This is a genomic window from Bacillus sp. FJAT-45066 (assembly GCF_002335755.1).
Taxonomy (GTDB): Bacteria; Bacillota; Bacilli; order Bacillales; family Bacillaceae_I; genus Bacillus_CD; species Bacillus_CD alkalisoli.
The window spans coordinates 1,295,143-1,307,667 of sequence record NZ_NISQ01000001.1 but is presented as its reverse complement, the minus strand read 5'-3'; the positions used below and the strand labels follow the sequence as shown (position 1 = coordinate 1,307,667).

Below are 12,525 nucleotides of genomic sequence, written 5' to 3'. Positions count from 1 at the left end.
ATCAATATTTGCTCGGTTGCTTTTCTTTTTGTCTCTTAATAATAACTGCTTTTATTGCCATATAATCTACTTCGCTTGGCAGTTCATCTTTAATTGGTTTTAGTTTTTCTGCTCCAATTTTCTCTATTACATTTCTAATTTGTTCTTCCCATTCAATTGGGATAAAATCGTCCCAATTTACTTCTAAGCCGTCTTCTTCACATTTCACCATATGATTTTGGACAGTTGTAATACTCATTCCCCTCTTCTTAGTCACTTCTTGAAGAGAAAGTCCACTGTTGTATAGCTCAAATGTTATTTCATGACTAGGCTTGTCATTTTTTTCTATAGAATCTATTAATGTTCTAGTCACACTAGAAGCTTGTAAAGTACCACTTCTTATTAAGTTGTTTTCTTTTGAAAAACGAACAATTTCTTGTAAAAATATTTCCCCGTATCTCTCCCATTTTTGCATACCAACACCTTTTACGTTTAGCATCTCTTCTTCTGTTTCAGGTAGATACGTACACATCTCTTGTAAAGTGCGGTCTGAAAAAATTAAATATGGAGGAATGCTTTCTTTTTGAGCGAGTTCTTTTCTTAAATCACGTAATTGTTGAAACAAGCCATCGTCTTTTTTCACTATAACAGGAGTTTGTTTTACTTTTAACTTTACTTCTTCTTTTCCCGTCAGCACTTGTACGGAACGACTACCTAATTTGATAATTGGAAACTGCCCTTCTGATAGAAACAAATAACCTTCTGCTATTAATATGTTAATAAGTTCAACAATTTGCTTTTCCGTTAATTCTTTCATCAATCCATATGTTGGTAAGGAAGAAAGCTGAAACTGATGTATTTTCTTATCGTTAGAGCCTTTTAATACTTTTGCAACAAGTGTTGCCCCAAACCTTTCATTCATTCGCTTAATACAAGAAAAAATCTTTTGTGCTTCAACCGTAATGTTTTTTTCCGTAAAGTCGCTTGAACAGTTGCTACATTTCCCGCATTCGGGTTGATTTCGTTCACCGAAATACGACGTAATGAAACATTGTAAGCACTTAGTCGTGAAACAAAAGTCAACCATCATTTGAAGTTTCATGTACTCATTGGACTTTCTATCTGGAGAAAGCAATGTTTGTTCAATCAAAAATTTCTGTAGTTGAATATCTCGGGCATTAAATAATAAAATACATTCACTTTCTACACCATCTCGGCCTGCCCTTCCTGCTTCTTGATAATACGATTCTAGATTTTTAGGCATGTTGTAATGGATAACATATCTTACGTTCGTTTTGTTTATACCCATTCCGAAAGCATTCGTTGCAACCATTACAGTTGTTTTATCATATAAAAAATCTTCCTGTGTGCTTTTTCTTTCTTCTTCTGATAAACCTGCATGGTATTTTCCTACCGAGTAACCACTTTTCGTTAACTGTGCATGTAAACTATCTACTTCTTTTCTAGTAGAAGCGTAAATAATGCCAGGCTCGTCCTTATTTTCTTTCAAATAAGAGGTTAAATACTTTAATTTATCAGTACCTCTAACAACGGAGAAAGATAAATTCTCACGAGCAAAACCAGTTATAACAACGTTCTCATCTTGAATGCCAAGTGTTTCACATATGTCTTCTGTTACTTCTTCTGTTGCGGTTGCTGTGAATGCTGCTAGTAATGGCTTTTCCGGTAGTTGCCTTACAAAATGACCAATATTACGATAACTTGGTCGGAAATCATGGCCCCATTGGGATAAACAGTGAGCTTCGTCCACCGCTACGAAAGATATTTTTTGGTTTTGAATGATAGACATAAAGTATCCAACGTCTAACCTTTCTGGAGCAACGTAAATTAGTTTCACTTTTCCACTTTGAATCTGTGCTACTCTTTCCTCTATCTCTTGGGCTGATAAAGAACTATTAATAAACGTAGCGTTAATTCCAATACTTTGAAGAGAGTCTACTTGATCCTTCATAAGGGAAATTAATGGGGAAATGACAATCGTAATTCCGTCTAGTAATAGAGCTGGTATTTGATAGCAAATTGATTTTCCTCCACCAGTTGGCATAATGCCTAATGAAGGTTTTCCGTTAAGTAGATTTGTAATGATTGTTTGTTGGCCATCTCTAAAATCTGGATAACCATAATATGTTTGTAATAGTTGTCTAGCTTCGTTTAACAAATAAAGCACCTCGCATGTGAAAATATGGTGGAATGATAGAAGAATTATTATGAAGTTTTATAGAAGGTAGTTAATATTTTAACTTACTTTTGCACAAGTTTCCATGGAAAAACCCTCTAAAGAGAGGGTAAATGACTTACTTCGCGACAATTTTTTTTGTAATTCCTGTTATGAGGAAACAAATAGCAAATGCAGTAAAGGATACTACCGTTAAGATTAACATACCGAGAGCAGCCATAAAGATATCATCATTAGGCGAAGTTGGCTCTAGTCTCCAATATTGAAACAAAGTAAATAAGAATAAAATTAAATAAAATGAACTACCAACTAAAGACATAAAAATGCGTTGCGTTTTAATTTTATTAAACCAGACTTGTTTGATTAATATCCAGAACATAATGCTTAACCATGTTCCTAAAAAGATAAGAAATAAATGGGCAAAAGGAATATGGAAAAGCATAATAATAAAATAGGAAATGACAACTGTACTGAAAATGAGGAAGTTCCCTAAAAGTAATGTAATGCCTGCACGAAATGGGGTTTGCACCCAAGTTTTTTTGGAAATCCATTCATATACTTTTCCTTTTGAAGTTCCGTCACTTTTTTCCACGATATACATATAGCCTAGTCCGAATAAAATCCCTAATAAACCGATAAAAACAATCATTAATATCATAAGTTTCTCCTTCTTTGCTGTTTAAAGCTATTGAGCGATTTAAATTTATTTAAATAGTTTTCGTAGCATACGTCCTGTGCCTTTTCCTGCGACACGTCTACCTGCTCTTTTTGCCATTTTTTTTGAGTCACCTGAAGAAACAGCTTGAACATCTCCTAATAGTTTGGCTGTTTTATATAAGATAGACCTAAATTTATGTATTTTCATGAAGTGTTCCCTCCTTACTTTTACTCTTATTTTATCACTAATTGGGGAAAATTAAATATGAATGTTGTTAAAATTAACAGTATAATCCTGGACTTAAATGGTTCCTGTTGTATTACTAGATTTTAATTTATGATAAAAATGAAAAAAGTAGTAGAGGGTTTAATCACCATTCTACTACCTATAATTTATTTAAGGGAATTTAAACATCAAGTTCAAAATCTGTGGATGGTTCACTATTATACACTTCTTTATCTAGCTCATTTGTTACTTTACTTGTAAGAACACCGGCTGTCATACTTCCACTAACATTCACAGCTGTTCTCCCCATATCAATTAAAGGTTCAATGGAGATTAATAAACCAGCTAAAACAATCGGCAAATCTAAAGCAGATAATACAAGAATTGCGGCGAATGTTGCTCCTCCCCCTACTCCTGCTACACCGAATGAACTAATAGCAACAATGACAACTAACATAAACAAAAACGATGGAGTTAGTGGATTTATTCCGACAGTAGGTGCAATCATAACAGCTAGCATTGCCGGATAAATACCCGCACAACCATTTTGGCCTATAGACAATCCAAATGAACCCGCAAAGTTAGCAATTCCACCAGGAACACCTAACTCTTTTGTTTGCGCTTTTATATTCAATGGCAAAGTACCTGCACTTGTTCTGGATGTAAATGCAAAAGTTAATACAGGTAGTGTTTTCTTCACATAAGTTATTGGATTTAAACCAGCAAGAGCAATTAAAAGTAAATGAATTCCAAACATAATTAGTAATGCGACGTAGGAAGCAACGACAAATTTGCCGAGCTTTCCGATTGCGGCATAATCACTTGTAGCGGTGACCCGCGTCATTAACGCAAATACCCCATATGGTGTTAAACGTAAAACTAACGTTACAATTCTCATTATTATAGAATAAAATGTATCAACAATTCGTGCGAAAAAATCAGCATGTTCTTCGTTCTTTCTACGTACTCCTAAATATGCGAAACCGACAAACGCAGCAAAAATAACGACGGCAATGGTTGATGTGGAGCGGGCTCCAGTGAAGTCTAAAAATACGTTAGATGGAATTAAGTCTAACATTTGTTGTGGAAAGCTTTTATTTACAACGTCCCCTGCACGCTGCTCCATTTGCTCTCCTCTAGCCAATTCCCTGTCACCTTGTTCGATTTGAATGGCTTCTAAGTCAAAAGCAACGGTCGTACCAACACCAACAATCGCAGCTATTGCTGTTGTTCCTATTAATATCCCTATAATGAGTACACTAATTTTCCCGATATTCGTTTTTAGTTTAAGCTTTGTAAATGCGGCGATAATACTAATAAAAATTAATGGCATAACGATCATTTGTAACAGACGAACATATCCAACCCCAACAAGGTTATACCATTGAATAGAGTCTGCTAAGACTTCAGAACTCGCACCGTATATAAACTGTAAAATAAGACCAAATACAACCCCTAAACCTAAAGCTGTAAAAACCCTTTTGGAGAAAGATACATGTCTTCTTTGCATGTAAAACAATCCATAAATAAGTAATGCAAAAAATAATATGTTTACTAGTAATAAAACAAAATCCATACTATTCCCCTCCTTTTTACTGGATAAGCGCTACTCCTTACTACTGTATGATTTATATAACCTGTACCATTCTAACTAGAAAGAATTAAAAAATCGCAACTGAATGAATCTAGTTGCGATTTTTTATATTTTGTGCGGGGCCTATTCTTCTACTCTCTTTTTTGTTGGATCACAATTTGGTGTAGTTTGCCCAGTTGATTGTGCTAATTTCATTAAATAATAGCACTCTTCTCTTGCCATATGATCAGCCATTATGGCGGAAAATGTCCCTAATAATTTATCTGACAGTTCTAATTCTTTAATTTCATGTAAGAAGATTTTAAATAATTCTATTTCCACTTTCACTTGATCGTTCATTCTTTCTAATGCTGGGAAACTTTCTACGTTTGCTCGTAAGTAGCCAGCTAATTCAACGGCTTTAATATAAAAATCTTTAAACTTATCGACAAACTCAATCGATTTCCCTTTCACTTTTTGTTCGACCATATCAACACTATCATTTATTCCTTGCGCGTGACCGGCAGCATCTAAAAGCCAGACTAAATGGTGATGTAATTCGTGGAAAACTGGAGGACTTTCCCCTTTTTCTAAGTATTGTAAAACGTTCATATATTCGTCTAGTTCGTTTACCATATGATTAATAAATGTTGGTGGTAAGTGTATGGTAATATCGCTTGTTAGATGTTTTCTAATGATGGATAATTTCAACTCACGAAATTTTTCGGTTAATTCACGTGCAGCTTTAAGATGTTGTTTAACATTACTTGAAGTAATATTGTTACTTCTTTCGTACCATTTATCATATTCTTCCTTAAAGTAATTAGCTTGCTTTAGCTCTTCTTTTTCCTCTGCTGCTAAAGTATCAAGAAAAAAACGAGCATGATCCCCAAAAACTTGCATCCAAAATCGTTGTTCAAATTTCACATCATCCAAATAACTCAAACCATCTCCCCCTACCTATTTCAACTGCACCACTCTAACTATATTCCGATTTATAACAACAATATTACAGGTGCCTGGCACATGTAATATTGTTGTAATAAAAAAGGTTAAAAAAGGAAGTTGCCCTTTTTTAACCTTTTTCTATATCGTATTTCCATTTGAGCATGCCGCCTTGCATGTGGGAGATATTTTTAAATCCGTTAGCAACTAATAGTTCACTAGCTTGAGCTGAACGATTTCCGCTTCGACATACTATTAAATATTTTTCGTTCTTATCTAGTTCCCCTAGTCTACTTTCGAGCTCTTGTAAAGGAATTAAGATGGAACCAGGAATGTGACCTTCATTATATTCTTGTGGAGTTCTTACATCTAATATTACCATCTCTTTGTTTTTATATATTTCATATGCTTCTTCGATCGTTACTTCAGAATATTCTTGTGCATTTTCATTAACATTTGCTGAACAACCAATTATTAAAAAGGAAGACAAACTAATTAAACATAACAAAACGAACTTCTTCACTGGGTATTCCTCCTAACTTCTTTTAGTACATGGGCAATTAGCTAAACTATAACTATTAATTTTAAAGCCTTTTTTTCTTAAGTATCTTATTCCGATATTTTTCTCGAGATGATCATCTGCTACAACGTGAATGGACTTAGTAGGAATAGTTTTATAGTACCTTTGTAAATATCCATATGGAATGTTTATTGCACCTTCTATAGGATTTTTCGTAGCTTCTTGATAATCTCTAATATCTAAAATATAATCTGACTCTAGTTTAGCTCGCACTAGTTCTATACAAGTTGCCTTTAAGACTGGTATATATCGTTTGTAAACATATATAATAATCGCCATTGCTATTAAAATAATAAATAACATACAATCTCCTCATTTCCAAATTAGCTACAATTTAATTATATACCCCTATGCGTATGTAATCAACTAAGAAGAATTTTCATTCTTTTGAGTACCTTTCACAATGTATGACTAATAAACGAAAAATGAATTATATCCTATTTCTAGCGTATGAGTGCTTTTTATTTATGCACATACTTTATGTGGAAATTAACAATTCATTTTTTAATAAACGAACCCAAAAAATTAAATTAATTCTTATTAAAAAATAAGACAACCATTTTCAAGTACAAGCATACATTCTCTATAAGGAATAAAAAACGATAGGGGGATGAACATGAATTTTGTCATTATTAAAGGCAAGTGGTTATTATTAGGGGTTTTAGCATTCGTGATTGCATTCGGTGGCTGGTATGTAGTAAATAAAGGTCCTATACCCACAACAGGTAAACTAGCTCAAACAGATGAATATGTTGTACAAATGATCGTTGGTGAGTTTAAAACAAAAACAGAAGATGGCCGTGAAATAGAGGCATACCGATTTGACCCAGGTACAATTGTTGTTCCGAAAGGTCAAGAAGTAACACTGAAAATCTTCGGTGTAAACGGTGCGGAACATCCATTTGTTATTGAAGGAACAAACATTTCAGGTACTGTAAAAAAAGGCGAAGAAACGGTTATCAAAACAACTTTTACGAAACCAGGAGTATATAGAATTATTTGTACAACTCATTTACACGGTGACCACGTGCCTATGATTGGATATATTCATGTTCATTAAGAAATATAAAATAAAAGCTAGGTGACCTTGTGGTTTCATCTAGCTTTTTACTTTCCATTGTTCTTCAAAATACTCTACTTTGAAAATCATCTACTTTTCTCTTCTTTCTCTTTCTATTCACTTCTACCTTCATTTTATGGTATAATTTCAAATTGACATGTATATTGGAGGAATTAATAAATGATTACAGTAACTAACGTAAGTTTACGCTTTGCTGATAGAAAGCTTTTTGAAGATGTAAATATTAAGTTTACACCAGGAAACTGCTACGGATTAATCGGTGCTAATGGCGCTGGTAAATCTACATTCCTGAAAATATTATCTGGAGAAATTGAATCTCAAACTGGTAATGTTTCTATGAACCCAGGTGAGCGTCTTGCCATATTAAAACAAAACCATTTCGAGTACGAAGAACATGAAGTGTTAAAAACAGTTATTATGGGTCACTCTCGCCTTTATGAAGTAATGCAAGAAAAAGATGCTATTTATATGAAAGAAGATTTTTCAGACGAAGATGGCATGCGTGCTGCGGAACTTGAAGGTGAATTTGCTGAACTTAACGGTTGGGAAGCAGAACCAGAAGCAGCGATTCTATTAAAAGGACTTGGTATTTCGGAAGATTTACACACGAAAAAAATGGCAGACCTTACTGGTGGAGAAAAAGTAAAAGTACTTTTAGCACAAGCTTTATTCGGTAAGCCAGATGTATTACTTCTGGATGAGCCTACCAATCACCTTGATATAAAAGCAATTCAATGGTTAGAAGAGTTCTTAATTAACTTTGAAAACACTGTAATTGTTGTATCCCATGACCGTCACTTCTTAAACAAAGTATGTACACATATTGCGGACTTAGACTTCAGTAAGATTCAGGTTTATGTAGGAAACTATGATTTCTGGTATGAGTCTAGCCAACTTGCATCTAAATTAGCACAAAATGAAAACAACAAAAAAGAAGAGAAAATTAAAGAACTTCAAGCGTTTATTGCGAGATTTAGTGCAAATGCTTCTAAATCAAAGCAAGCAACTTCACGTAAAAAATTACTAGATAAAATTACATTAGATGACATTAGGCCATCTTCACGTAAATACCCTTACGTTCACTTTACACCAGAGCGTGAAATAGGAAATGACCTACTTCGTGTTGAAGGGTTAACGAAAACAATCGACGGAGAAGTTGTTTTAAATAACATTAGCTTTACAATGAACAAAGATGACAAAATTGCATTAGTAGGAAGCAATGAGATTGCTAACTCTACCCTATTAAAAATCTTAATGGGTGAAATGGAAGCAGATAGCGGTTCATTCAGATGGGGTGTAACAACATCTCAAAGCTACTTCCCGAGAGATAATGCTAAGTTCTTTGAAAACTCAGAGTTAAACCTTGTTGATTGGTTACGCCAATACTCTCCACAAGATGAAACAGAAAGCTTCTTACGTGGATTCTTAGGAAGAATGCTTTTCTCTGGTGAAGAAGTTAAGAAAAAATCGAGCGTACTTTCCGGAGGAGAAAAAGTTCGTTGTATGTTATCTAAAATGATGTTAAGTGGAGCAAATGTATTATTATTAGATGATCCTACAAACCACTTAGACCTAGAATCTATTACAGCCCTAAATAATGGACTAATTAATTTTAAAGGTGCTATGATATTTACATCTCATGACCATCAATTCGTTCAAACAATTGCAAACCGAGTGATGGAAATTACGCCAAAAGGTCTTGTAGATAAGCAAATGTCTTATGATGAGTATTTAGAAAATAGTACAGTACAACAACAATTAGCTGAAATGTATGCAAAATAAGTTCCATACCCCTCAAATTTGAGGGGTTTTTTGTTCTAATAGTATTTTTTTACAAAAATATACGCTTTCTGCGTTACAATCTGAGTAGGATAAGCTATTATAAGATTATGACTTTTTATACGTTAGAGGTGAGTTTATGCCACAAACAAAGTGGTTTCGTGTTGGCTATGCTATAATAATCATTTTAGTAATTATCTATTTATCAACGTTAGTGAGCTTTATCTTTACACCGCTTTCTGTAATGATTAAAACATTATTCGCACCGATTGTGTTAGCTGGTGTACTGTACTATCTGCTTCGTCCATTAGTAAACTTAGCATCTAAATACATACCTAGAGGCATTTCCATCCTTTTAATTTACTTAGTATTTATTGGATTTATCACTGGCTTATTGTTCTTGATTGGCCCTCCATTACAAAAGCAGGTAAATAGTTTAGTTGAAAATACCCCTGCTATTGTAAATGAAATCCGTGATATGATGATTGAACTACAACAAAACGAATATGTTGCGAGATTCCAACAAGATGAAAGGTTTTCGATTGAAGAACTCTCCGCTCGTATTGCTGAAAATTTAAATGACTACTTAGCAAAATTAGGCTCAAACATTGTGAATGTTATTGGAGCTATAACAGGATTTGTCATATTGTTAGTATTAATACCGTTTGTTCTTTTTTATATGCTGAAAGACGGAGAACGATTACCAGAACAAGTTATTAGGTATATACCAAGTGCGCATGAAGAAGAAGGTCGAAATGTATTACGCGATATGGATGTTGCATTAAGTTCTTATATTCAAGGACAGATTATTGTAAGTGCCTGTGTTGGTATTCTCATTTACATTGGATTTTTGATTATCGGACTTGAATACTCTCTCGTACTAGCTTTAATCGCTATGTTTACGAATGTTATCCCATTTATTGGGCCTTTTATCGGGACAATTCCAAGTGTTATAGTAGGGTTCTTACACTCCCCTTTAATGGCGCTATGGGTATTACTTGTAGTAGTGATTGTCCAACAAGTAGAAAGTAACTTAATCTCACCACAAGTTATGGGGAAAAAATTGGATGTTCATCCATTAACCATTATCTTGCTTCTTTTAGTAGCAAGTAGATTTGCTGGTTTACTCGGCTTATTATTAGCCGTCCCTACTTACGCAGTATCAAAAGTAATAGTTATTCATACGATTCGCTTTATTAAATTAAGAAAAGTATCAAGAGAAACGAAAATCGAAGTTTAAATGTCTTCTGTATATACTTTTTCAGAAAGTTTTTTATAAAATAAAATGATCATAGTGCCGGTTGAGTGGCCGGCTCCTGCGGGAGAGATCAGGTTGGTGAGACCCCGCAGAGCCTTTGGGCTCGAGGGGAGGCTTCACCGCCTCCCCCGCGGAAAGCGGCTACTCAACCGGCACGATTTTTATATTGTAAATGAGGTACTCAAGAAGGTTCTTGAGAACCCCCTTATTACATTTAATATTGTTTAAATTCCAAAAAAAAGTTATGATTATTTTATTAGTTTAGTCTGCTAAATCAATGATTAATTACGGTGCGTTTAGTGAAAAATGAATTGTTTTTCCGAAAAAAATTTGGTGTTTGTTTAGTGATTTGTTTGTTAGTGGTTACAGTTTAAGGATTCATTTTTCGTTTAGTATTCATACAATATCGTACGGACTTTGCTAAAATGTAAAAGCGAGAGGGTAATTTTATGGCTAAAACACATACGTTTTCTAAAGGAGAAGAAATTGCAAACTCTATCACACATGGGATTGGAATATTACTAAGTATAGCGGCACTTGTATTATTAATTGTATTCTCTGCACTTAATGGCACAACACTTCACTTAATTTCATTTATCGTATATGGTGTGACAATGGTTATGCTTTATACGTCGTCCACCCTTTTGCATGCTCTACCTAAAGGAAAAGCGAAGAATGTTTTTGAAGTGTTAGACCATTCCTCCATATATTTTTTTATTGCTGGAAGTTACACTCCATTAACTTTAATAGTATTAGAAGGTACGTTAGGTTGGGTACTTTTTGGCGTAGTTTGGGGCTTAGCTATTGCGGGTACTGTATTTAAAGCTTTTTTTGTAAAAAGGTTTCTTTTTACATCCACTATCCTATATGTATTAATGGGATGGCTAGCAGTGTTTGGTTGGAACGAATTTACTTCCAAAATAGAGCCAACAGGTATTGCCTTTTTAGTAATAGGTGGAATAGCGTATAGCTTTGGGGCAATTTTTTATATATGGAGAGGATTCAAATACCACCATGCTGTTTGGCATATGTTTGTTTTAGCAGGATCTGTTTTTCATTTCTTCTTCATGCTTTTTTATATCTTACCTTACTCATAAAACAAAGTGGGACAAAAGAGTCCCACTTTTTATTTTTGTCTTAACTCGTAGCCTTTTTGTTCAAAAACGAATTGCATTCCCTGCTTAAATGATTGGAAAGTCTTCACCTTTATTGTTAAGCCTTTCGTAATGAACTGAATGACTATATTTTCTTTTAAACCAACAAATATAGCTTCTGAGCCCATGATTCGAAGTGCAGAAGCAATTTGATCTAAGTGATACACAACCGTATCATCTACTTCTTCCTGAATACCTGTAAAGTCAAAAAGAACATACTCTGCTTGTCTTTTAGCACATTCTACTAAAATGGCATCTTTTGTATGTTGTATTCTATCTTCAGTTACAATTCCTGTTAGTGCAACCAGAATGGCACAGTCCATTGTCGTCTCGATAATCGGTGTATATAAACTTTGTAAGGCTTTCGTATTTCCTTGAATAATATCTTCAAACTCAGTTACATCTTTCCAAGTAAGAATGTATCCGACATGTGTTCCTTCCTTATTTACAATAGCATCGACATAAATGTTGGCAGAAAATCTGTTAAACAATTTAATATGAGCCTCATACGGTAGTTGTCCCTCTTCTAAAATTCGTCGTTGCTTTTCTCCATGAAAACGTGATAAGTTCATTCCGATGAACTTATCTGGATTATGTATATGAACACTAGGACCAACTCTTTTTAATAAATGATGAGCAGATTTATTGAACCAACATATGTTGAAGGCTGTGTCAGCAACAATGATACTTTCTCCTACTGTATTTAAAATTGTGGGAATTTCTATTAAATCAAATACTTCGCATAAATGGTTCAACTGTTTCACATCTCCTTTTATCCGAACAATATTGTTCTATTTTTCTATTTTATCTTACTTTCTCCTTCCTTTATAGCAAAATGTATTTAAATTGTCGAAATAGGAAATAGGACTTAATTTTAATAGAGTTTATTTTAATATAGGTTTTGTTAAAAGTTCGTTGTTGATTTCCATGCAAGGCTTCTCTTTCCGCGGGCGGTAAAAAGTAGGAAGGTTATTTTCACTGTCGTGAAAAAACCTACTCCTCGGCGTGGGGTCTCCCGCTCCCCGCTTCTCCCGCAGGAGTCTACAACATGCGCTCCAATCAACAGCAAGATTGTAGTAAAAATCAACATTAATCT

Annotated in this window: 12 protein-coding genes; 4 read left to right on the top strand and 8 right to left on the bottom strand. The window is 34.2% G+C overall.

The annotated features are described in order from the left end of the window. Position 1: 1 nt before the first annotated feature. The 7 genes from recQ to CDZ92_RS06640 form a co-directional block, all read right to left on the bottom strand. The gene (gene recQ / locus CDZ92_RS06665; RefSeq protein ID WP_319830041.1) at positions 2-2,167 is read right to left on the bottom strand and encodes a DNA helicase RecQ; all 2,166 of its coding nucleotides are present in this window, start codon (positions 2,165-2,167) and stop codon (positions 2-4) included. Positions 2,168-2,294: 127 nt separating this feature from the next. Next, positions 2,295-2,834 (bottom strand): hypothetical protein, encoded by a 540-nt coding sequence (locus CDZ92_RS06660; RefSeq protein WP_096154469.1) that lies wholly within the window; start codon positions 2,832-2,834, stop codon positions 2,295-2,297. A gap of 45 nt (positions 2,835-2,879) precedes the next feature. Then, positions 2,880-3,041 (bottom strand): hypothetical protein, encoded by a 162-nt coding sequence (locus CDZ92_RS19920; protein WP_176483733.1) that lies wholly within the window; start codon positions 3,039-3,041, stop codon positions 2,880-2,882. A 199-nt stretch (positions 3,042-3,240) separates the two neighbouring features. Beyond that, the gene (locus CDZ92_RS06655) at positions 3,241-4,635 is read right to left on the bottom strand and encodes an L-cystine transporter (RefSeq protein WP_096154468.1); all 1,395 of its coding nucleotides are present in this window, start codon (positions 4,633-4,635) and stop codon (positions 3,241-3,243) included. Positions 4,636-4,776: 141 nt separating this feature from the next. Further along, positions 4,777-5,577: a DUF2935 domain-containing protein gene (locus CDZ92_RS06650; RefSeq protein ID WP_227521495.1), complete on the bottom strand. Its 801-nt coding sequence runs from the start codon at positions 5,575-5,577 to the stop codon at positions 4,777-4,779. A gap of 130 nt (positions 5,578-5,707) precedes the next feature. After that, on the bottom strand, positions 5,708-6,100 hold the full coding sequence (locus tag CDZ92_RS06645; protein WP_096154467.1) for a rhodanese-like domain-containing protein: 393 nt from the start codon (positions 6,098-6,100) through the stop codon (positions 5,708-5,710). A 12-nt stretch (positions 6,101-6,112) separates the two neighbouring features. Beyond that, positions 6,113-6,460: a rhodanese-like domain-containing protein gene (locus CDZ92_RS06640; protein ID WP_096154466.1), complete on the bottom strand. Its 348-nt coding sequence runs from the start codon at positions 6,458-6,460 to the stop codon at positions 6,113-6,115. A 313-nt stretch (positions 6,461-6,773) separates the two neighbouring features. Between CDZ92_RS06640 and CDZ92_RS06635 the strand changes: the two genes are divergently transcribed. The 4 genes from CDZ92_RS06635 (at position 6,774) to trhA (ending at position 11,372) form a co-directional block, all read left to right on the top strand. Continuing rightward, on the top strand, positions 6,774-7,217 hold the full coding sequence (locus CDZ92_RS06635) for a cupredoxin domain-containing protein (RefSeq protein WP_096154465.1): 444 nt from the start codon (positions 6,774-6,776) through the stop codon (positions 7,215-7,217). A 180-nt stretch (positions 7,218-7,397) separates the two neighbouring features. Continuing rightward, on the top strand, positions 7,398-9,020 hold the full coding sequence (locus CDZ92_RS06630) for an ABC-F family ATP-binding cassette domain-containing protein (protein ID WP_096154464.1): 1,623 nt from the start codon (positions 7,398-7,400) through the stop codon (positions 9,018-9,020). A gap of 136 nt (positions 9,021-9,156) precedes the next feature. Then, positions 9,157-10,257, top strand: a complete 1,101-nt coding sequence (locus CDZ92_RS06625; RefSeq protein WP_096154463.1) for an AI-2E family transporter — start codon at positions 9,157-9,159, stop codon at positions 10,255-10,257. A 467-nt stretch (positions 10,258-10,724) separates the two neighbouring features. After that, positions 10,725-11,372 (top strand): PAQR family membrane homeostasis protein TrhA, encoded by a 648-nt coding sequence (gene trhA / locus CDZ92_RS06620; protein WP_096154462.1) that lies wholly within the window; start codon positions 10,725-10,727, stop codon positions 11,370-11,372. Positions 11,373-11,401: 29 nt separating this feature from the next. Here trhA and CDZ92_RS06615 read toward each other — a convergent pair whose 3' ends face one another. Then, positions 11,402-12,184: a hypothetical protein gene (locus tag CDZ92_RS06615; protein WP_096154461.1), complete on the bottom strand. Its 783-nt coding sequence runs from the start codon at positions 12,182-12,184 to the stop codon at positions 11,402-11,404. Positions 12,185-12,525: the final 341 nt, after the last annotated feature.

What these genes read in the sequence shown, in the direction of transcription:
- CDZ92_RS06660 (WP_096154469.1), bottom strand. Translation starts at nt 2,834, where the DNA reads ATGATATTAATGATTGTTTTTATCGGTTTATTAGGGATTTTATTCGGA.
- CDZ92_RS19920 (WP_176483733.1), bottom strand. Translation starts at nt 3,041, where the DNA reads ATGAAAATACATAAATTTAGGTCTATCTTATATAAAACAGCCAAACTA.
- CDZ92_RS06655 (WP_096154468.1), bottom strand. Translation starts at nt 4,635, where the DNA reads ATGGATTTTGTTTTATTACTAGTAAACATATTATTTTTTGCATTACTT.
- CDZ92_RS06640 (WP_096154466.1), bottom strand. Translation starts at nt 6,460, where the DNA reads ATGTTATTTATTATTTTAATAGCAATGGCGATTATTATATATGTTTAC.
- CDZ92_RS06635 (WP_096154465.1), top strand. Translation starts at nt 6,774, where the DNA reads ATGAATTTTGTCATTATTAAAGGCAAGTGGTTATTATTAGGGGTTTTA.
- CDZ92_RS06630 (WP_096154464.1), top strand. Translation starts at nt 7,398, where the DNA reads ATGATTACAGTAACTAACGTAAGTTTACGCTTTGCTGATAGAAAGCTT.
- CDZ92_RS06625 (WP_096154463.1), top strand. Translation starts at nt 9,157, where the DNA reads ATGCCACAAACAAAGTGGTTTCGTGTTGGCTATGCTATAATAATCATT.
- trhA (WP_096154462.1), top strand. Translation starts at nt 10,725, where the DNA reads ATGGCTAAAACACATACGTTTTCTAAAGGAGAAGAAATTGCAAACTCT.